The following is a 19481-nucleotide window of genomic DNA, read 5'->3' on the forward strand; positions in this document are numbered from 1 at the left end:
TTAGTAGATAAATTCATTTTTAATAAGGTTTTTCTTAGCGTTAAATTCCTTGATATATTTTAAGCTGTAGGACAGCTGTTCTTTCAAATAGTCTTCTGCGGGATTGGTCATAAAGCTGTAAATGATTTTATCCTCAATCTGGATATTGATCTGGCCGCTTGTTCCCCGAAGAGGAAGTTCTGTAATGGTAACGGCGCTGCTGCTCTTATCCGGAAGCTGGCTGTACTGCATATAGAACAGATCATAAAAATCTTTTCCCACCTTCGTTTTGGTTTCATCTATGGTAAGCCCTCTCAGTTCATAGGCCGCATCTTCTTCTATCCTGGCAGTTTTCTTTTTAAAAAGATCACTGTTCAGTTCCAGGCTGTCTTTGGCTACAAGTTTTTGCGTTTCTTCATCCCGGATATAAAGGAAAGCTTTCAATGCATCTTTTGACTCCAGGTTTACACTGATCTCTGATAATATTTTGACTTCATTGGGGTTGACTGAAAATTTACCACTCTGCTGATTGTTGGAGAGATTTCCCCCGTTTCCTTTTTTTATAGAAACCAAAAGATAATTCAACTCTTTATAAACAGTGGTATTGTTCATTACAATAGCCTTTAGTATAACCTGATTTTCAAGGAGACTGCTTTCTATTCTTGCGTTTACTTTTTTATCTTCCTGCCCATAACCCCATACAGACAGGAAGGCAAAAAAAGTGCTCAGGCTAAGGGAAGATAAAAGTTTCATCATTTGTGTTTTAATAATTTCGCATGAAAACCGTTTTATTATCTCCCTTTACATTGATCTGAATTCCGTCTGAAATACTGTTGCTTCCGGTAACATCAATAATATTGTTGCTTCCCTGTGCAGTAACGGCAGCTTTCGTTTCTTTATCTGTAAATGAATTGATAAAATATAGGGTATTGAAATCTCCCAGCTGTTTTACCACAATATTGGTTCGGGCGTTAAGAGAAAGCTCAGCATTGTTATAATCACCCATCTGAATGATATTGGAACCGTAAGAACTCTGATCTGTCTGCTGCCTGGCTATAAGATTAAAGATTGTATTACTGTTGATCTTATTCCAGTCTATTTCCTGTGCCTGCAATCGCATGACTGCGAAAAGAGCAAATGCACTCCATTTTAAAGTAAGCATGACCTATTTTGTATTATACATCATGTAAACCAATGAAAAGTGAAGGTAAAAAGGAGAAACACTGCAGTTTCTCCTTTACAATTTTCTAAGATTTACAGTATGTGTTATAGGGCTTAATTGGATTGATTCACAACCATAGAGTTTCCGTTACCCATCTGAGTTCCTAAATGGATATGAGAATCACCGCTTTGAGTTACCCAGGTAAAGTTACCATTACCACTTTGAAGATCAATAGCTGTATTAGAATCTCCTATCTGGAACTGATAAAGCTGGTTGGCATTACCTGTTTGTACTCCTACAGAAGTGTTATCATCACCTACCTGAACAGAAGCTGCTATATTACCGTTTCCTGCCTGTGTATGGGTAGCACTGTTATCATTACCATCCTGATACTGAACAAGGATATTATTAGCACCTACCTGAACTCCGGTAGCATCATTTCTTCTTCCAAGCTGAATTTGATAAGCTTCATTACCGCTACCTACCTGAATAGCCGAAGCATCATTCCTTCTTCCCTCCTGATATTGAACGACTGAGTTTCCTAATCCAAGCTGCACCGAAGAAGCATCATTTCTTCTTCCGATCTGAGTTTGTTCTGTAGAGTTAAGTACTCCTAACTGCCATGTTGAAGCAGAGTTTCTGTTACCCATCTGCATTACTTCATTTGAGTTTCCGATACCCACCTGATCCACATCTATAGAGTTTCTGTTTCCGATACTTTGTGCATTATTAGTGTTTAAAATTCCAATCTGGTCAATATCTGCAGTATTACGATTCCCTGTTTGGGTAAGAGAATTGACGTTCAAAAGACCAGTCTGGTCTACAGTAGCAACATTTAAGTTTCCTGTTTGGGTAGTCACATCAATATTGAATTGTGCAAATCCGAAACTCATGGCGAATAGTGTAAGTACACCTGTAAGTAAATTTTTCATCTTAGTAAAAATTAATTGGTTAATAGTAAGGCAAAGGTAACCTCTACATCAAAGTGAAAAACCACCATCAAAGTGTAAATTTCAAAAGTCACGGTTTATAGTTGGAGGGGTCACCAATTGCCGTTGTACAGCTGTCATTGTTTTCAGTGACGGGAAAATACGGTATCCTGTTTCAGCCGAAAAGTAAGTCCGTTAACGGTGAATATTACACGGTTTGCAGGCCCTGCTTCCACTCAATATTTCACTTTTTGTATAGCGTTAAAACATCACAGTGCAGGGTTTTAATTTTTTTGCCATAATTCGTTATTTTTCATTCATTAATAAATAAAAAATGATGATTAAAATAAATTAATTAAAACTTTAATATTTAAATTATAAATTTCACTCCTTACTAATCAGGATGATTTGCTTTTGAAATACAATTTATTACAACCATCTTTTAACCCTAATTTCTGCATAGGTTAATTAATGTTAAGGCATTTATTTCTTCAATATATATTGTTAAATTTGAGCTATGGAAAATTTTGGAAAAGATTTATTACGAAAAATAAAAAGTGTAGAACTTCCCGGCGAGCATGCACATGGGGTATTCTCACCTCCCTACCGCCCTGTTTTTACTTATGATGAAGTATTGGCAAAGAATCCCAAATTTGCCGCTGTTAATATTGTTTTATATCTAAAAGACAACGAGTGGTATTTTCCATTGATTCAAAGAACGATTAATGAGCACGACAGACACAGCGGGCAGATATCCCTGCCTGGAGGTAAGCGTGAGGAAATGGACAGAGATTTTGCTGAAACTGCAGTTCGGGAAACTTCTGAAGAAATAGGAATAGATAAACATTATGTAAGGATTATCAGAGAAATGTCTCCTATTTATATACCACCGAGCAATTTTTACGTCTATCCTTATATTTCTTACACTAAAAAGGATCCTACCTTCGTTCTCCAGCAAACAGAAGCTGTGGAAACGATTGAATTTCCCATCACGTCCTTTCTGAACCTGTCAGATACCCCTGAACTTATGGCTCTGCCCAGTGCAAGCGGGCATGAGGTTCCTGTGATCAATTTCAACGGATACATCATCTGGGGTGCTACAGCAATGATATTAAGTGAATTCAGCCAGTTGCTGAAAAAAATGTAACTTTGCACTATCGTGTTTAATTGAGAGATGGCGAAGAAAAATATTTTCACCGATGCATTCGGAACTCCTTATTTTTTGAAAAGGTTTATTATTTTTATTTTAGGAATTGTTTCTTACAGAAGATTCAATGGCTTTAATAAGTTAAAAATAACCGGTACGGAACACCTTGTGGATCTTCCGGACTCCAACGTACTTTTTGTATCCAACCATCAAACCTATTTTGCGGATGTGGCAGCAATGTATCATGCCTTCTGTGCGGTGAACAACGGATATTTAAACACGATAAAAAACCCTATCTACCTACTGAACCCAAAGATCGATTTTTACTATGTAGCAGCAGAAGAAACCATGAATAAAGGTATTCTTCCCAAGATTTTCAAAATCGCCGGAGCTGTAACCGTAAAAAGAACTTGGAGAGCAGAAGGAAAGAATGTCAACAGAATGGTAGACATGAGTGAGGTAGATAATATTATGAAAGCATTGGACAATGGCTGGGTAGCTACTTTCCCTCAAGGAACTACATCAGCTTTTGCACAGGGACGAAGAGGAACTGCCAAGTTGGTAAAAAATCAGCGTCCTATTGTAATTCCAATCAAAATAAACGGATTCAGAAGAGCTTTTGATAAAAAAGGACTCCGCGTAAAGGTAACCGGTGTAAAACCTACGATGGAATTCAAAGCTCCTTTGGATATTGATTATGATAATGAAAAAGCACCGGAAATCTTACTGAAAATTATGACTGCCATTGAGCAGACAGAAGATTTCAATCTATTACACAGTTATGATGAAGAACTTAAAGCTAAAAAATTAGAACAAAAGGACTCAAATAATTAAAGTAAATAGAAAAATTATGAAAAAAATACTTGGAATCTTATTCGCAATCATAGTATTAGTTTCATGCAACAGCCAGAAGGTATATTCGGATTTTGATATCAGCTATTCGAAAAGCGGAGGCTTTGCACCCGTATATGAAAACATGCTCATAAAAGGCAATAATGTACATTACTCTTTTGAAGGGCAGGGTAAAAAATACAAACAGGATTTTAAAATCTCTGATGAAGATCTGAAAAAACTGGATCAGGTGCTTTCTCAGAATAATTTTAGAAGAATACAGGAAGATCATAAAAAATTGTACGACAATATTTCAACTTCCATCAATGTCAAGAAAGGTGCCAATGAAGGCAGTAAATCGGATGCCAGTATGATTACTCCAAATTATCAGACCCATTGGAACAATATTCTTGAAGCTTTTCAGCAGATCATAAATACTAATGTTAAAAAACAGTAAATAGAATTGAAAACCCATTTCATTGCCATTGGCGGAAGCGCCATGCATAATCTCGCCATTGCACTAAAAGACAAAGGATATCAGGTAACAGGCTCTGATGACGCTATTTTTGAGCCTTCAAAATCCCGGCTGGAAAAGAAAGGAATTATGCCTCAGGAAATGGGCTGGTTCCCGGAAAAGATCACTCCGGATATTGATGCTGTTATTCTTGGGATGCATGCACATCAGGACAATCCTGAGCTGGCAAGAGCAAAAGAACTGGGTCTGAAAATATATTCTTATCCTGAATTCCTGTACGAGCAGTCTAAGAACAAAACCAGAGTTGTCATTGCAGGATCACATGGTAAAACAACCATTACTTCAATGATTCTTCACGTACTGAATTTCCACCAGAAAGATGTAGATTTCATGGTAGGTGCACAGCTTGAAGGTTTCGACTGTATGGTGAAACTGACTCAGGATAATGACTTCATGGTGCTAGAAGGCGATGAATACCTTTCTTCCCCTATTGATCTTCGTTCAAAATTTTTACTGTATCAGCCCAATATTGCTTTAATGAGCGGTATTGCATGGGATCATATCAATGTTTTTAAAACATTTGATGATTATATTGATCAGTTCAGAAAGTTTGTGGCAAGCATTACAGCAGGCGGAGTTCTGGTGTACAACGAAGAGGATGCTGAAGTAGTGAAAGTAGTCGAAAATGCTGAGAACTATTTCAGAAAGATTCCTTATAAAACGCCTGAATACGAAATCAACAATGGTAAAGTATATTTAAAAACAGAAATGGGCGATGTTCCGCTTTCTGTTTTTGGAGCGCACAATCTGTTGAATATGGAAGGCGCAAGACATATCTGCCAGCAGCTTGGCATTATGGATGAGGACTTCTATGAGGCTATTATGAGCTTCAAAGGAGCTTCCAAACGTCTTGAAAAAGTAGAAAGAGAAGATAAGGGAACTCTTTATAAAGATTTTGCCCACGCACCAAGTAAAGTGAAGGCAGCTGTAAAGGCTTTTGCAGAACAGTTTAAAAAAGATAAGAAGTACGGATTTCTGGAACTTCACACCTATTCCAGCTTAAATCCGGCTTTCCTTGAGCAATATGACCACGCTATGGACGGTCTGGAAGAAGCAGTTGTTTTCTACTCTGAAGACGCTTTGAAGATCAAGAGAATGGAACCAATTTCTCCAGAATTCATTAAAGAAAAATTCAAAAATGAAAAATTAAGGGTTTTCACGAATGCAGAAGATCTTCATTCTTACTGGAATACATTGGATAAAACGGATGGTGTTTATCTGATGATGAGTTCCGGTAATTTCGGTGGTCTAGATTTAACAAAATAATGACCACTTTGGCCACTTTGGTTTAAAAATTTAACATTAAGAAACAATTCTCAATATGATAAAAACTTCTTTCAGCTGAAAGAAGTTTTTTATTTTTTTAATAAAACAAGTTATCGAAATAATCAAAATATGTTTCATTTATTTTATCATAAAATAATTATTAGCGAAAAATATTCATATATAAACAAATTCACATATAAATATAATTTTAAAACAATCATTTAATTAATTGATAATCAATAAATTGTGATTTATTTTTGCGAAATATTTTTATATATTTGAGATGAATAAAAAGCATAAAAATGAAAAAAGCTATCTTATTTATGATTTTACCGTTTGCTTCAAATGCTCAAGTTGGGATTAACACAAACACTCCTACAAAAACACTTGACATAAACGGAGAACTAAGAATCCGTACTTTACCTGTAGGAGTAGCAGCTGATGATATTCTCTCTACTGATGCCAATGGTAACATAAGAAAGGTTTCCAGAACGGATCTTAGTGGCGGATCATCATCTGGGTTCAACAACTCTATTTTGGGATATGATCCTAAACCCGTAGCTATAAGACCTCAACCACCAGGTGCGTTACCTGGAGGCGGTACAGCCACTGAGCTTGGATGCAAGAAATGGTCTGGCAACAATCACACCTATTGTGCTTATCAGCTTTCGCAGGCTATCAACTGGTTCAATGCCTACAGTTTTGGAAAACAAATGGGCGGATATCTGGTAACTATGCCGAATGATGCCGAAAGAACCTGGGTGAATACTAATATTGTGGCTTCAGGGACAGGTTATAATCTGGCTAACAATGTATGGATAGGTTTTAATAAAATTCAGAGGCCGGGAAATCCAGATCAACTTCAGTGGATTACGGGAGAAGAATTTAGAATTAACTGGTCTACCAATCCTGCCACTACAGAAAACTGGTTTAATCCCGGGGAGCCTAACAATTCGGGAGGCGTAGAAGGAGCCACACACATATTTGCTGCCAGTGCCAATGCTGAAAGAAGATGGAATGATTTAAATGGCGGGTTGACTGCCAATTCCAGCATTTCTATGAACCAGCTTATTATTGAGTTTAATGAATAATAAAAACACCTATGAAAAGATCAATTTTACTATTCATTATCTTACCTTATTTTTCAATTGCTCAAGTTGGAATTAATACAAATACTCCTACCAAAGCATTTGATATCAACGGAGAACTAAGAACCCGTACATTACCTCAAGGTATTGCCACTGATGATATACTGTCTGCCGATACCAATGGAAATGTAAGGAAGATTACCCGGACCGACATTAGCGGAGGAACTGCATCAGGATTCAATAATTCTATTTTAGGATATGATCCGAAACCAGTTGCCACAAGACCTCAGCCGCCTGGTGCTGTACCGGGAGGTGGTACAGCCACTGAGATTGGATGCAAAAAATGGACAGGAAATAATCATACCTATTGTGCTTATCAGCTTTCACAGGGGATTAACTGGTTCAATGCCTACAGCTTCGGAAAGCAAATGGGAGGTTATCTGGTGACGATGCCTAACGATGCGGAAAGGATCTGGGTTGCCACTAATATTGTAGCTTCGGGAACGGGTTATAATTTGGCTAATAATATATGGATTGGCTTTAATAAAATTCAGAGACCTGGAAATCCGGACAGGCTTCAATGGATTACCGGAGAAGAATTCAGAATGAACTGGTCTACCAACCCTGCCACCACAGAAAATTGGTTTGCTACGGGAGAACCAAATAATTCCGGGGGAACTGAAGGATCTACTCACATTTATAATACCACCGGAAACGCAGAAAGAAGATGGAATGACTTAAGCGGGGCAACCACCACTTTTACCGGTTCTGCGATGAACCAGCTCATTATTGAATACAGTGAATAAAAAAATAAAAGCTTCAGAAAATAATCTGAAGCTTTTTGATGAAAAATATAAGTATTGTGTTTTTACAGTTTATAATTTTTCCGATTATTTTATCCAATACTGAATAATACGGCCTTCGTAATTTCCTGATTTAAGATTGAAATTATGGGGTCTCCAGTTTGCCCAGCCATTATTACAGAAGCTTGCGCCTCCATAATCATCTGTACTGTTTGAACAAGTTCCAATATGATGGTTAAGCTGGCTTTCGTTATTCATGTATAATCCAAAAAGATCATTCACATAATATTTATTGAAAGTGTAAGTCTGCCCACCCGGATAGGTATAAGTAAGATTATTGGCAGGTGTATTGTTGGATGCATATCCATTTCCTCCAAAAATTCCGGTGAAGAAACTAGCCTGACTGTACAATCCTGGTATATTTAATTGAAAATCAACACCATTTAATTTATATAAAGTAACTCCTGTAACAGGTTTTCCAAAATCAAATCCGAACAATTTTCCTGTAGTTGTATTTCCATAGGTAGTATAGTTCCCCGTTGCCAGATTACCATCCGTAACAATTGTGTTCAAATAGTTATTTTTTGACCAGTTATCATTTACAGGAGCAACTGTAGAACTTTCTACATCCGATAAAGTAGTACCTGTCTGTCCTTTTTCTTTGATTGAAAAACGATATTCTTTTGAAGTGGAAGTATTATTACCTATATTGCTCACAGCTGCTGCAGGTAAAGAAAATGCATATTCATTAAAGATCCCTGTTTGTGTAGTTACTGCGTTTCTGGCAACCTGAGTAGACCATGACTCACTTTGTGTTTGTTCCACTACCAAAATCTGTCTTTCGGAAAGAGATTTAATCAAAGTCCACCCACCATTAGACATATCACAATACGTTTTATAGGGATTAGAGCTTGCATCCTTCACCCAATAGTAACCGTCTGTTGTTTTTCCGGCATTAAAAATTTCAAGGCATCGGTTGGCAGGATTGGCAAAACTTCCTACCGTAGTTCCAAAAGTAACATTAAAGGTACATACCTGAGGATTTGCTCCATTGGTGGTAAAAGAATAGGAATAAATACCTGCTGCGGCCGGAGTTCCTACCCCATGCAGTGTAAAGCTGGTACTGGATGTTGTAATATTTTCTGTTGTGGTAAAGCTTACTCCGTTACTGGTAGAGGTAGTAATACTAACAGTCCCTGCGGTATTTACATTAGAAAGAGGAATACTTACTGTGTTTGTATTATAGTCAAGCTGTACCGGACTGTTGTAGGTTCCAGACACTGAAGATCCTGAGCAGCTAATCCCGTAACTTACCTGAGAGCCCAGAACGTTTATCGTTTTAGAAGTACATGCAGTATCTGTAATTCCGTCATATGAAAAAGAAAGTGTATCTGTTTGTGGTCCTGTAACAGGTGTACCTACCCCATTAAGATTGATAACATAGGTTCCTGCTCCGGGAAATACTCCGGATTTTTCGAAATAATATCCATTGGGTGCCTTAGCAAGAATATTATAAGACCCTCCAGTAGTTACTGTAACTGGTAGCGATACATAATTATTGCTATTCAATGGCGTTCCCTGTGTATAGGTTCCATATATCTTAACTGAGGTACAGTCTGTTGTATAAACTGCCTTTTGACCGTTTCCACACAAGCTGATCCACACTGTATTTCCGGCATTATAATAATTATAACATTTCTGATCTGTATTATAAATAATAAGACCATCTTCTGTTGCAGACGCACCAATAGCATCTCTTTGTGCAGTTGTAAGCAGTGGGAAAAGGACTCCGGTATTATTATTTTTAGACATCACATGAAGCGCTGCTTTCGCATTAGGAGTTGTTGTGTTTATGCCTACCTGAGAGATCAATCGTAATGAGATTAAAAAGATAAAAAGAGAATAGATTTTTTTGTATTTTTTCATTTATTTGAAGATTATTAAAATATTAGAACATCAATTGCAGTATATTTTACACCGGGCATATTTACGCTGCAATGGAATACTTTAAATGAAAACTTGAATTCTACTAAAAAAATATCACAAGAATATTTTTACTAATTTTATGCATCTCAGTATTTTTACTAATTTTACAGCATCAAATAATCGTAGAAATTTTATCGGTCTTTATTTATAATTGATTACAACCTCAGTAGACAATCAGTTCGTATTGAATGCAAAACTACAGGTTTGAATAAATCAGGTAAACAGAGAATCAATCAAAATTCAATATCAACTGAATAAAAGATAATATATTGTTTAAAAGATATTTAAATAAAATATTTTTGAAAATTATTTGGAAAGCACTTTGTAATGGAAGATTTTTATTTAGAAAATACTGAACGTCTTAAGAAAAGATTCATTCAGCAGTATAATACTCTCACATATAGTATACTGATTATACTCATTGTTGTTTTTCAGTTCTATATTTATATCCCGAAGATGGTATATTATCTTTTAGGCGGGCTTATTTTTCTGATTTACAGTAATTTCCTTATCAAAAACAGATATTCTGCCAATCAGATCATAAGAGCATATATGATTATTGCGCCAGCTTATCATTTTTATATTATGCTTACTTTTTGGAATAACTCAATCAGTTTATTTGCAACCTTATTTCCGCTTCCCCTTGCTGCTTATGTATTTTTTTCAAAAAAATCAGCAGTCAGATATCTGCTTTATATGCTGGGGAATATTTTGGCATGCTATATCACCTTAACTGTTTTTGACATACATTTCCCAAAATATGGTCATAATGAGGTTATTGTTTCGGATATACTTAACTTCATATATACCTTTGCAGTTATTGTTTTGCTATTTATTTATCATGACAAGCTTAATAAATTACAGATCCTTACCGGTATCAACAAAACTGAGCCGGATTTCAATGCCCAATCAATAGATCAGCATTCAGAATTTCCGGACGCGGTAAAATCAATAAAAAAAGAAACTCCAATAGATCATAAAACCGTTAATGAGGTATTTGAAAAACTCAACCATATTATGACTACAAAAAAACTATTCAAGGATCCAAAACTTAACATTTCAATGCTGAGCATCCAATTGAATATTAATTATAATTATCTTTCCAAAATTATACGAAACAAAGGATATCAGAATTTCAATGCTTATCTGAATGAATATAGGATTAACTATGTAAAAAAGCTGATGTCCGAAACCGATCTTCAAAAAATCACTCTGATGTATATCTACACTGAAGCTGGATTTTCAAACCAAACTACCTTCAACAGGGTATTTAAACAAATAGAAGATATTACCCCTTCAGAATATATCCATAAGAATTTTCCTTCTCAGAATATTCAATAGCCAATTTATCTAATCAATACAGCAAAAAAACAATATAATATTTCATTGGTATTAATAATTTACAGAATGATCTATATAAAAAACTAAAGATTGTCTTTAGTTTTTTATATTCTTATCTTAATTTTTTATTGTTGATCAGTTCAATACTTTTAATGGAGCCAACCGGTGAAATTTTTATCGTTTTATTTCCTTTTGCCAGATAAATATAATACATGCTGTTGGATCCTATCAGATAAACCTGTTCAGGGCTTTCATCTCCGTAGTTTAATTGATAATCGTATTTAAGTTTGTTTTCTCTTATTTTTCTTGTGAGCCCCATTCCTTCACCCCACCCTATTCCTACGAAGAAAGACAGTAACATCATCGCAAGAAATCTTACAAACATATTGGTAAAATGATTTTCAATAGCTTCCTTAGTCATGGTTTCATGCTCTTTGAGGGAAGCCATCTTCAGTGCCCATTTTTTATTTTTATTGGCTTGTTTTGACAAAAAGGAGGGAAAAGCAAACGAAGATACAACTATAATAAGGAGGGCAATCAATATGACCGGATGAGAGGCCAAAGTAGCAATCGGACTTATAAGAATGTCCATAATGGTTGAATATTTCAGAATGTTAATCCCTATCTGATAATAGAAAACACTCTCTTTTAATATTCCCATCACCACAAGAAAGAGGTAGCCGAACGGAAGTGATCTCTGAATTCCTTCTGAAAATTTCATTGTATGTTTTCGCTGGTTTAGTTTTATAATTTATTCAATAAATGCCTGAAAGATTTTCTCAAAAATAGCTTTAGGCTACATTTAATAATACTGAGTTACGAAAATATAAAATTACGGTCACATTAAAAGTATATTCATCTATTTTTCACATGTTTCGATTAATTTTTTCAAAATTTCTTCTGTAGAAAGCTCACTGTATTTGTGAATAGACTGCCCCAGCCAGATTGATACAAATTCTGCATTTTGAAGGGATTTTGCGGCTTTACGCAACGCATTTGTCAATTTGTTCTGATAAGGATACGGTAGAATATATTCTGAATTTTCAACTGTTTTTATAAACTGATTTTTAATTCCTCTGGCATATCTTCCGGAGAAACTCTTTGTTAAAACAATTTCGTCTTCTCTTACTTTTTTCAGTCTTTCTTTTTCAAAAGACATCAAAGCACTTTCCTGAGAAGTTAATAAAAGATTTCCCACCTGAAAACCCTGTGCGCCTAAGTCTTTAGCGGCCAGTAATGTTTTTGCTCCATAAATTCCTCCGGCATAGATCAAAGGAACATTTACGCTGTCATAGACTTGTGACAGCAGAGATAAACCTCCAATCTGCGGAATATTCTCTGCTTCAAAACTTCCTCTGTGTCCTCCAGCTTCAATTCCCTGGACACAAATGATATCAATACCTGACTTTTCAAGCAGCAAAGCTTCTTTCACAGAAGTGCAGGTTCCGATAAGAATAACTCCGTTTTCCTTTAGTTTCCGAATACTTTGATCATCCAGGTTTCCAAACGTAAAACTTAGAATTTTACAGTTTTCTTCGATAAGAGCATCTATCTGCGCATGATAAGTATTTACATTGATCTCTTCAAGATCCGGAAGATGTACTTCTATAGCATTTTCTTTTGCCAAATGCTCAATAAACTGCTTGGTTCTAGTATATTTTTCTTTTAAAGCATCTGTCACTTCCGGAATATCATGTACAAAAATATTGGCAGCAAAAGGTCGACTTGTCATCCTTTTCATTTCTCTGATTAATTCCACAGACTGATCTGCAGAAAGATCAGCCAATGCCAGTGATCCCAGACAATTTGCTTTCGTTGCGGCAACAGCCATCTCTATGGTACTTACTCCAAACATCGGAGCCTGAATAAGAGGATATTCTATCCCTAGTTTTTTACTGATTGTATCTGGCCAAAACATAAGTGATTTAAGATTTAAAGTTCAAGGTTTAGAGTTTGTGATTGGGAATAAACATCTATTGTGCACTGGATGAATCAGGGGCTATTTTTCTTTTCTGAGGTTTTTATAGTGCAATTTTGATTCCGGATCCAGTTTTTCTGTTGCATAAGAAAATGTAACAGCAGGCATGGTTTTCACATACGTGTTGAGAAAATGCTGCAATTTCTTTCTGTCTTTTTTTCCGGCTTCCCGGATCCAGCTTCCTACAGCTTTATTCACAAGCTCGTTTGGATCATGAACAAGGATTTCTGCAATAGCAAAAGTATCCTGTACATCATTTTTCCTGATAAATGCATGAGTGCTTACAATGGCAGTTCTTCTTTCCCAAGGACTGTCGGAATAAGCAAGTTGATACAAAATATCTCTCGGTTTATCCATAAGATATTCTCCGATAATATTGCGGGCAGCTCTGTCTACAAAATCCCAGTTATTGAGCCTATCGTGACGGTTCAGATACAAATCAAAAAGAGCTTTCCTTTGTTCTTCAGACGTTTTTTTGCTCCTTGCCTGAAAATCCATGATGCTTACCGCCCCCATTCTTATTTCATAAAAATCACTGTCAAGAAGCTTGCTGATCCCGTCTAAAGACATTTCCGAAAATTCCTTAGCCGTAGTAAAAACATCTCCGAATTTTACGCCAAAGCTCTTGGTAACACCATCATTTCCTTTGAAAAACTTATCAACTTTATTGAGCTCTTTTTCATTCTTAAATAAAGCGAGTGTTTCTATGAATTCTTCTGCTGTCATGGAAATAGTATTGATTTAAAAATCCCGCAGATCTCACAATGACTCAGATTCATAATCTGTCAATCTGTGAAAGCTGCGGGAGTATTTTATTTTTAATTCTGAAATTAAATATCTGCTACGGAGTTTAGCATTTTTTGCTCCCATTCAGGATCTTTAGGATCAAAGAATAATCTTTTTCCTGTATCTAAAGAACGGACAACGTTCATTTCATCTTCTGTAAGTTCAAAATCAAATACATTAAAGTTTTCTTCAATTCTGGATGGAGTTACAGATTTTGGAATCACCACAAATCCTTCCTGCAGGTGCCATCTCAGAATGACCTGCGCTACTGTTTTTCCGTATTTCTCTGCAATAGCTTTCAAGTAAGGGTTGCTTAAAAGATTCGCGTTACCGTTTCCTAGTGGGCTCCAAGGTTGTGTTACGATATTATTCTCTCTGTCATATACCTGTAATTCTTTCTGCTGGAATACAGGATGCAGCTCAATCTGATTAATCACTGGTAAAACCGTAGAATTCGCTTTCAGTTCTTCCAGCTTTTCAACGGTAAAATTGCATACTCCAATGGCTTTTATCTTTCCTTCATGATACAATTCTTCCAAAGCTTTCCATGTACCTAAAAAATCTCCGTACGGCCAGTGCACAAGGTACATATCCAGATAATCCATCTGTAACCTGTCTAATGTTCTCTGAAAAGCGCTTTTCGTTTTTTCGTATCCATGATCCTGAACCCATACTTTTGAGGTGATAAACAGCTCATCTCTGTTTACTCCGCTATTTTTTACCCCAGCTCCTACTGCTGTTTCATTCTGATAAATGGCTGCCGTATCTATCATTCTATATCCCGTCTGAATAGCTTTGATTACCGCATTTTCACATTCTTTCAGGTCTTCCATCTGCCACACTCCGAATCCTAAAGCCGGAATATCCACTCCGTTATTTAATGTTACCACAGGCTGCCCTGTATAGGTTTTCTTTTGCATAAGTCTTTATTTTAATGATTAATATAAAGTGATAAACAAATTTGCAACAAAAAATTGAAAATTCTGCCTACCAATTTTACTGTTTCTTCTAAAAACAGCTGCTTTATAAGAGATTTAGGATAATCTTTAAACTACCCCGTCTTTTGCTTTGCAAAAATCCACCCCTTCATGGAAGGGAAATGATTGTGGTCGATAAAACCTATCATGTCACTTCTAGCTTCTAACTTTCAGCATCTATCTTACTTCCTCAAATTTTCTCTATTTTTGTTTAAAATTAAAAATCATGTCACAAAATATCAGATTGGCTACAGCAGAGGATTATCCGAGAATTATGGAAATATGGGAATCTGCAGTGAAAGCAACACATGATTTCCTTTCTCAGGAGGATTTCAATTATTTCAAAGAAGCCATTCCAAGAGACTATCTTCCTCATCTGGAAGTCTATTTAATTACTGAAGACAATGACACCAAAGGTTTTGCATCTGTAGCAGAAGGCAATCTGGAAATGCTTTTCATTCATAATGACACGCGTGGAAAAGGCTACGGAAAAATACTTTATCAGTTTATGAAAGAGAAAACCGGACTAACGAAAGTGGATGTAAATGAACAAAATTCCCAAGCTATCGGGTTTTATGAAAAAATGGGGTTCAAAAAGACGGGAAGGTCTGAGAAAGATGGTTCAGGAAAAGATTATCCACTTATTCATATGAGCCTGTAAATGGAAGATTTCACTTTCAGTCTATTACCTTCTGATTCAGAGATTCCTTATCATTTATTGCTGTTGGCGGATGAGACCAAGGAAGCGATTAATCAATATATTTTCAGCTCTGACATCTATCTGTTGCATGACGGTACAGAAAATATTGCTGTGATGGCATTATACAGAAAAAATAATTCTGAACTGGAAATTAAAAACGTTGCTGTGATTGAAAGCTACCGAAGCAAAGGAATCGGAAGCATCTTGATGAATAAAGCAAAAGAAATTGCGAAAGAAAATCATTACAAAACACTGACTGTTGGAACCTCGAACACGGGCTTCCAACAAATCAGATTTTATGAGAAAAACGGTTTCATTAAAAGTGGAGTTTTGAAAGATTTCTTTATTGAAAACTATCCAGCTCCTATCTATGAAAACGGTTTACAGATGAAAGACATGGTCTTATTAAGCCATCACCTTGCGGAATAACCCTTTGATATGTTCAATTTCGGTTTGATAATTGGTTTTCTTACGGCATCCGAAATACAGGGTATTTTCAAATTTCTTTTTCCCTTCCCAGATGAGCTGAATATCACCGCTTTCAATATCTTTTTTGCATAGAAAATCGGGAACAACGGCTAGCCCTGTTCCTCCTTTCAGACAACGGATGATTGAATTCATGTTCGGGACGATATAATTGGGACGGAAATTGGGTTTATGACCAAAATTCAATATCCAGTACTGGAAAAGGTGTTCCATATCTCCGGTGGTTCCGTACCATTTTTCATTTTTCAGCCATTCTTCAATCTGCTCTGCATCTTTTGTTTTCAACACTTTATTGAAAGCTGTTTTATCTACACCCTTCCCTCCTACCAGGATGATCTGCTCGGAAGAAAATGCTTCGTGCTCAATATTGGGTGAAGATCCTTTTTTCGGAGTGATGATAAGATCGAGAATCCCTTTGTCCAATTGATCCAGCATTTCCGGATATTCTCCAAAACTGATAATGAGATTAAAAGGTAATGAAGAAACATACTGTTCCAAAGTAGTCTGAAATGTTTCAAAACACATTCCTACACTAATGGTTGGAGTATGCTTTTCTGTAGACTTTTGAAAGTTTTTCTCTACATCTTCCAGCTTAATAAGTGGTTCGGCAACCGCATTAAACAATACTTTCCCTCTTTCTGTAGGGATCATTTTCCTACCCGTTCTGTCGAATAATTTGTATCCTACATAAGCTTCCAATGAACTTAAGTGAAGACTTACTCCTGGCTGTGAAATAAACAGCGCATCAGCAGCGCCCGTTAATGTCCCGGTTTTATAGATCGCCTTAAAAGTACGATACCATTCTAAATTAACCATGACTTAATTATTAATATTATAATTCAAAATTACAAAATAATTATAATATTGATACTTTTTCATTCTTTAAAAAGGAAGCATAATAATCTGGTATTTCGCTTTCTCTTATCTGGCGGACAGTTTCATCAATCGGATAAGGTAATTGTACAATTTCCGGAGAGATTTTTTCTTCATCTAAAGTCAAAACCAAATAAGAAGCGAGTCTGTTTTCTTCTTTGGAACGTCCTACAGAACCACAGTTGACAGCCCATGTATTATTTTCAAACTGTTTTTTAAAGGATAAATGGGTGTGCCCCATCACAATAAGATCAGCTTCTGCTTTATTCAGCATACATGCAAAAACCTCATCCTTTTCCGATTCATATAAGTAGGTATCATTACTTTCAAGACTGGAATGTACCAGTTGAATATTCCAGTGTTTGTTACCTGTTTTGTAATTTAATTTTAAATGAAAAGGAAGTTCGGAGAGAAACTTTTTGTTCAGTTCTGTAATATGTTTTTTAGAATGATCGATTGCTACAAATCTAGCACTGGTCTCTTCTTCTGAATGCTTAGACAAAGGAACAACAGGAATATCAAAAGCAATTCTTTCATCGTGATTTCCCATGAGGCAAGGAATATTCAGATTTCTTATTTTTTCAATCACCTCATTTCCCCAGGGTGCAAAATCTACCAGATCTCCCAAACAGAATTTCTGATGAATTCCTCTTGCTTCTATATCCTTCAACACCACTTCCAATGCAGGAAGATTCCCATGTACATCACTAAAAACAGCTATCTGTATCATTGTCCTTCAATTTGTTAAACAAATTTACATGACGGAAAGGAATTCCCGTTCAGAGAGAATATGATATTTTACCATGAAAAGGGAAATAGTCAATGGTGAATGGTCAATTTTTGCTGCGCAAAGTCAATGGTGAATGATTAGCTGCTGGTCAGCAACACTTGCATCAATTAACAAATTTGTCACCCACAACCTCGAATCACGTAACCAATTCACTAGTGAAGCGGATTGACCTTTTACTATTCACACACAACCTTAAATTTTAAACCCAAAACCTTGAATCCAACAAACTATCATTTAAATAATACTTTTCTATAATTTATATTATTTTTATTATACAAGTATCCGTTCTAACTTTGCAGAGTAAAATTTAAACAATCATAAAAAAATGAAAAAAGTACTAATCATCAACGGAGGACAGAATTTCGGACATTCCGGAGGAAAATATAATCAGACTATTGCAGAAAATACATTAACGGTTCTTAAAGAATTCGAGAACGTAGAAGTAAAGATAACCAATGTAAGTGAAAACTACGATAAAAATGAAGAAGTGGAAAAGTTTGTATGGGCAGACTACATTGTTTATCATACTCCAATCTGGTGGTTCCAGCTTCCTAACGGGTTCAAAAAATATATTGATGAAGTGTTCACAGCAGGTCATGCCAAAGGAATCTATATGAGTGACGGTAGAAAAGCTGAAAATCCTCAAATTAATTACGGTACGGGAGGAATGCTTGGAGGAAGAAAATATATGCTGACTACCAGCTGGAATGCTCCTGCAACTGCCTTCACGCTTCCCGGAGAATTTTTCAGTGAAAAAAGTGTGGATGAAGGCCCGTTATTCGGTTTCCACAGAATGAATGCCTTTGTATCCTTAGAAAAAATGGAAAGCTTTCACTTTCATGATGTAGAGAAAAATGCTGACGTAGAGCGTGATATGAAATTGTACAGAGAGCATGTAAGAAATGTATTTGAAAAAGAATTGAAACCGGAACTGGTATCATGAAAAAAATACTGATCACAGGTATTACCGGCTATATTGGCGGAACTATCGCAAAAAAACTCCTTGACAGGAATTATGAAGTGACAGGCCTGGTTCGTAATGAAATTCATGTTCAGCAGCTGGAATCATTAGGAATCAAAACCATTGTGGGGAATATTCATGATGAAGATCTGATCAGAACAGCAGTTTCCGGTGTAGATGCAGTTATTCACAATGCTGATTCAGCAGATGATGCCTACGCTGCGGATAACTTTATCAAAGCTCTGGAAGGAAGTCATAAAACACTTATCTTCACTTCAGGTTCTGCTATTTTTGGAGGAAGAGAGAATGGTAAAAAAAGTGATTTTATCTTCAGAGAGGATTTTCCTTTGCAGCCAAGACTGGAAATGGCCTCAAGAATACTGATTAACAATTATGTTTTGCAATCTGCAAACAAAGGCATAAGAAGTATTGTTATTGTTCCTACAATGGTTTACGGTGAAGGTTTGGGAGTAAAAAAAGACAGTATTCAGATCCCGGCTCTCATTAATTTCTCTAAGGAAAAAGGACATGGAGTCTATTTTGGTGAAGGTGAAAATATCTGGTCTAACTTACATATTGAAGACCTGGCAGATTTGTATGTACTCGCATTGGAAAAAGCAAAAGCAGGCTCTATTTATTATGCAGAAAATGGTTCATCTTCTCTAAAAAATATAGCAGAAAATATCAGTAAAAAATACAGCTTAAAACCCGCAAAATCATTAAGTATACAGGAAGCTGTTAATAAATTTGGCCCTGCAGGAGGCTATTTCGGTTTTGCATCTAACAGCAAGTGCAGCTCGGATAAAGCCAGAGCGGAGCTGGACTGGAAACCTATTTATAACTCAATCGAAAATTTTATTTAA

General features: G+C 36.1%; 21 protein-coding genes. 11 read left to right on the top strand and 10 right to left on the bottom strand.

Annotation, left to right across the window (positions count from 1 at the left end; genetic code table 11):
* The 3 genes from CLU97_RS21885 to CLU97_RS21895 form a co-directional block, all read right to left on the bottom strand.
* Positions 1 to 735 (bottom strand): curli production assembly/transport protein CsgE, encoded by a 735-nt coding sequence (locus CLU97_RS21885; protein WP_228437906.1) that lies wholly within the window; start codon positions 733 to 735, stop codon positions 1 to 3.
* A 7-nt stretch (positions 736 to 742) separates the two neighbouring features.
* On the bottom strand, positions 743 to 1141 hold the full coding sequence (locus CLU97_RS21890) for a hypothetical protein (protein ID WP_121489986.1): 399 nt from the start codon (positions 1139 to 1141) through the stop codon (positions 743 to 745).
* A 113-nt stretch (positions 1142 to 1254) separates the two neighbouring features.
* Positions 1255 to 2073 (bottom strand): hypothetical protein, encoded by an 819-nt coding sequence (locus CLU97_RS21895; protein ID WP_121489987.1) that lies wholly within the window; start codon positions 2071 to 2073, stop codon positions 1255 to 1257.
* Positions 2074 to 2587: 514 nt separating this feature from the next.
* On the opposite strand from CLU97_RS21895, the gene CLU97_RS21900 reads away from it, so the two are divergent.
* The 6 genes from CLU97_RS21900 to CLU97_RS21925 all read left to right on the top strand — a co-directional run bounded on the left by CLU97_RS21900 (position 2588) and on the right by CLU97_RS21925 (position 7743).
* Entirely contained in the window at positions 2588 to 3217 is a 630-nt protein-coding gene (locus CLU97_RS21900) for an NUDIX hydrolase (protein ID WP_121489988.1), read from the top strand.
* A gap of 27 nt (positions 3218 to 3244) precedes the next feature.
* The gene (locus CLU97_RS21905) at positions 3245 to 4051 is read left to right on the top strand and encodes a lysophospholipid acyltransferase family protein (RefSeq protein ID WP_047429431.1); all 807 of its coding nucleotides are present in this window, start codon (positions 3245 to 3247) and stop codon (positions 4049 to 4051) included.
* A gap of 16 nt (positions 4052 to 4067) precedes the next feature.
* Positions 4068 to 4505: a hypothetical protein gene (locus CLU97_RS21910; protein ID WP_121489989.1), complete on the top strand. Its 438-nt coding sequence runs from the start codon at positions 4068 to 4070 to the stop codon at positions 4503 to 4505.
* A 6-nt stretch (positions 4506 to 4511) separates the two neighbouring features.
* Entirely contained in the window at positions 4512 to 5849 is a 1338-nt protein-coding gene (locus CLU97_RS21915; RefSeq protein ID WP_121489990.1) for a UDP-N-acetylmuramate--L-alanine ligase, read from the top strand.
* Positions 5850 to 6151: 302 nt separating this feature from the next.
* A complete protein-coding gene (locus tag CLU97_RS21920) occupies positions 6152 to 6940 on the top strand; it encodes a C-type lectin domain-containing protein (protein WP_121489991.1) in 789 nt (262 codons plus the stop codon).
* Between the two features lie 11 nt (positions 6941 to 6951).
* Positions 6952 to 7743 carry a C-type lectin domain-containing protein gene (locus CLU97_RS21925; protein ID WP_121489992.1) on the top strand — a complete coding sequence of 264 codons (792 nt, stop codon included), beginning with the start codon at positions 6952 to 6954 and terminating at the stop codon, positions 7741 to 7743.
* A gap of 84 nt (positions 7744 to 7827) precedes the next feature.
* Here CLU97_RS21925 and CLU97_RS21930 read toward each other — a convergent pair whose 3' ends face one another.
* A complete protein-coding gene (locus CLU97_RS21930) occupies positions 7828 to 9666 on the bottom strand; it encodes a fibrinogen-like YCDxxxxGGGW domain-containing protein (RefSeq protein ID WP_121489993.1) in 1839 nt (612 codons plus the stop codon).
* Between the two features lie 387 nt (positions 9667 to 10053).
* Between CLU97_RS21930 and CLU97_RS21935 the strand changes: the two genes are divergently transcribed.
* Positions 10054 to 11067, top strand: a complete 1014-nt coding sequence (locus tag CLU97_RS21935; RefSeq protein WP_121489994.1) for a helix-turn-helix transcriptional regulator — start codon at positions 10054 to 10056, stop codon at positions 11065 to 11067.
* Positions 11068 to 11179: 112 nt separating this feature from the next.
* On the opposite strand, the gene CLU97_RS21940 is transcribed toward CLU97_RS21935, so the two are convergent.
* The 4 genes from CLU97_RS21940 to CLU97_RS21955 all read right to left on the bottom strand — a co-directional run bounded on the left by CLU97_RS21940 (position 11180) and on the right by CLU97_RS21955 (position 14751).
* Positions 11180 to 11788, bottom strand: a complete 609-nt coding sequence (locus CLU97_RS21940; protein WP_121489995.1) for a hypothetical protein — start codon at positions 11786 to 11788, stop codon at positions 11180 to 11182.
* A gap of 138 nt (positions 11789 to 11926) precedes the next feature.
* Positions 11927 to 12985, bottom strand: coding sequence for an NAD(P)H-dependent flavin oxidoreductase (locus tag CLU97_RS21945; RefSeq protein ID WP_121489996.1), 1059 nt, complete (start codon positions 12983 to 12985; stop codon positions 11927 to 11929).
* A gap of 81 nt (positions 12986 to 13066) precedes the next feature.
* Positions 13067 to 13771: a DNA alkylation repair protein gene (locus CLU97_RS21950; RefSeq protein ID WP_121489997.1), complete on the bottom strand. Its 705-nt coding sequence runs from the start codon at positions 13769 to 13771 to the stop codon at positions 13067 to 13069.
* 104 nt (positions 13772 to 13875) lie between these two features.
* Positions 13876 to 14751, bottom strand: a complete 876-nt coding sequence (locus CLU97_RS21955) for an aldo/keto reductase (protein ID WP_121489998.1) — start codon at positions 14749 to 14751, stop codon at positions 13876 to 13878.
* A 283-nt stretch (positions 14752 to 15034) separates the two neighbouring features.
* On the opposite strand from CLU97_RS21955, the gene CLU97_RS21960 reads away from it, so the two are divergent.
* Positions 15035 to 15469 (top strand): acetyltransferase, encoded by a 435-nt coding sequence (locus tag CLU97_RS21960; protein ID WP_121489999.1) that lies wholly within the window; start codon positions 15035 to 15037, stop codon positions 15467 to 15469.
* Positions 15470 to 15937 carry a GNAT family N-acetyltransferase gene (locus CLU97_RS21965; protein ID WP_121490000.1) on the top strand — a complete coding sequence of 156 codons (468 nt, stop codon included), beginning with the start codon at positions 15470 to 15472 and terminating at the stop codon, positions 15935 to 15937.
* On the opposite strand, the gene CLU97_RS21970 is transcribed toward CLU97_RS21965, so the two are convergent.
* Positions 15914 to 16810, bottom strand: a complete 897-nt coding sequence (locus CLU97_RS21970) for a LysR family transcriptional regulator (RefSeq protein ID WP_121490001.1) — start codon at positions 16808 to 16810, stop codon at positions 15914 to 15916. The two genes, CLU97_RS21965 and CLU97_RS21970, sit on opposite strands and share 24 nt — an antisense overlap.
* 40 nt (positions 16811 to 16850) lie before the next feature.
* A complete protein-coding gene (locus CLU97_RS21975) occupies positions 16851 to 17597 on the bottom strand; it encodes a metallophosphoesterase family protein (protein WP_121490002.1) in 747 nt (248 codons plus the stop codon).
* 385 nt (positions 17598 to 17982) lie between these two features.
* On the opposite strand from CLU97_RS21975, the gene CLU97_RS21980 reads away from it, so the two are divergent.
* Both CLU97_RS21980 and CLU97_RS21985 read left to right on the top strand, forming a co-directional pair.
* Positions 17983 to 18600, top strand: coding sequence for an NAD(P)H-dependent oxidoreductase (locus CLU97_RS21980; protein WP_121490003.1), 618 nt, complete (start codon positions 17983 to 17985; stop codon positions 18598 to 18600).
* Positions 18597 to 19481, top strand: coding sequence for an NAD-dependent epimerase/dehydratase family protein (locus CLU97_RS21985; RefSeq protein ID WP_121490004.1), 885 nt, complete (start codon positions 18597 to 18599; stop codon positions 19479 to 19481). The genes CLU97_RS21980 and CLU97_RS21985 overlap by 4 nt, the downstream gene beginning before the upstream one ends.

It is taken from the genome of Chryseobacterium sp. 7, assembly GCF_003663845.1.
GTDB lineage: Bacteria > Bacteroidota > Bacteroidia > Flavobacteriales > Weeksellaceae > Chryseobacterium.

What these genes read in the sequence shown, in the direction of transcription:
- CLU97_RS21895 (WP_121489987.1), bottom strand. Translation starts at nt 2,073, where the DNA reads ATGAAAAATTTACTTACAGGTGTACTTACACTATTCGCCATGAGTTTC.
- CLU97_RS21900 (WP_121489988.1), top strand. Translation starts at nt 2,588, where the DNA reads ATGGAAAATTTTGGAAAAGATTTATTACGAAAAATAAAAAGTGTAGAA.
- CLU97_RS21945 (WP_121489996.1), bottom strand. Translation starts at nt 12,985, where the DNA reads ATGTTTTGGCCAGATACAATCAGTAAAAAACTAGGGATAGAATATCCT.
- CLU97_RS21975 (WP_121490002.1), bottom strand. Translation starts at nt 17,597, where the DNA reads ATGATACAGATAGCTGTTTTTAGTGATGTACATGGGAATCTTCCTGCA.
- CLU97_RS21980 (WP_121490003.1), top strand. Translation starts at nt 17,983, where the DNA reads ATGAAAAAAGTACTAATCATCAACGGAGGACAGAATTTCGGACATTCC.
- CLU97_RS21930 (WP_121489993.1), bottom strand. Translation starts at nt 9,666, where the DNA reads ATGAAAAAATACAAAAAAATCTATTCTCTTTTTATCTTTTTAATCTCA.
- CLU97_RS21970 (WP_121490001.1), bottom strand. Translation starts at nt 16,810, where the DNA reads ATGGTTAATTTAGAATGGTATCGTACTTTTAAGGCGATCTATAAAACC.
- CLU97_RS21985 (WP_121490004.1), top strand. Translation starts at nt 18,597, where the DNA reads ATGAAAAAAATACTGATCACAGGTATTACCGGCTATATTGGCGGAACT.
- CLU97_RS21905 (WP_047429431.1), top strand. Translation starts at nt 3,245, where the DNA reads ATGGCGAAGAAAAATATTTTCACCGATGCATTCGGAACTCCTTATTTT.
- CLU97_RS21950 (WP_121489997.1), bottom strand. Translation starts at nt 13,771, where the DNA reads ATGACAGCAGAAGAATTCATAGAAACACTCGCTTTATTTAAGAATGAA.
- CLU97_RS21960 (WP_121489999.1), top strand. Translation starts at nt 15,035, where the DNA reads ATGTCACAAAATATCAGATTGGCTACAGCAGAGGATTATCCGAGAATT.
- CLU97_RS21925 (WP_121489992.1), top strand. Translation starts at nt 6,952, where the DNA reads ATGAAAAGATCAATTTTACTATTCATTATCTTACCTTATTTTTCAATT.
- CLU97_RS21935 (WP_121489994.1), top strand. Translation starts at nt 10,054, where the DNA reads ATGGAAGATTTTTATTTAGAAAATACTGAACGTCTTAAGAAAAGATTC.
- CLU97_RS21920 (WP_121489991.1), top strand. Translation starts at nt 6,152, where the DNA reads ATGAAAAAAGCTATCTTATTTATGATTTTACCGTTTGCTTCAAATGCT.
- CLU97_RS21890 (WP_121489986.1), bottom strand. Translation starts at nt 1,141, where the DNA reads ATGCTTACTTTAAAATGGAGTGCATTTGCTCTTTTCGCAGTCATGCGA.
- CLU97_RS21910 (WP_121489989.1), top strand. Translation starts at nt 4,068, where the DNA reads ATGAAAAAAATACTTGGAATCTTATTCGCAATCATAGTATTAGTTTCA.
- CLU97_RS21965 (WP_121490000.1), top strand. Translation starts at nt 15,470, where the DNA reads ATGGAAGATTTCACTTTCAGTCTATTACCTTCTGATTCAGAGATTCCT.
- CLU97_RS21940 (WP_121489995.1), bottom strand. Translation starts at nt 11,788, where the DNA reads ATGAAATTTTCAGAAGGAATTCAGAGATCACTTCCGTTCGGCTACCTC.
- CLU97_RS21885 (WP_228437906.1), bottom strand. Translation starts at nt 735, where the DNA reads ATGATGAAACTTTTATCTTCCCTTAGCCTGAGCACTTTTTTTGCCTTC.
- CLU97_RS21955 (WP_121489998.1), bottom strand. Translation starts at nt 14,751, where the DNA reads ATGCAAAAGAAAACCTATACAGGGCAGCCTGTGGTAACATTAAATAAC.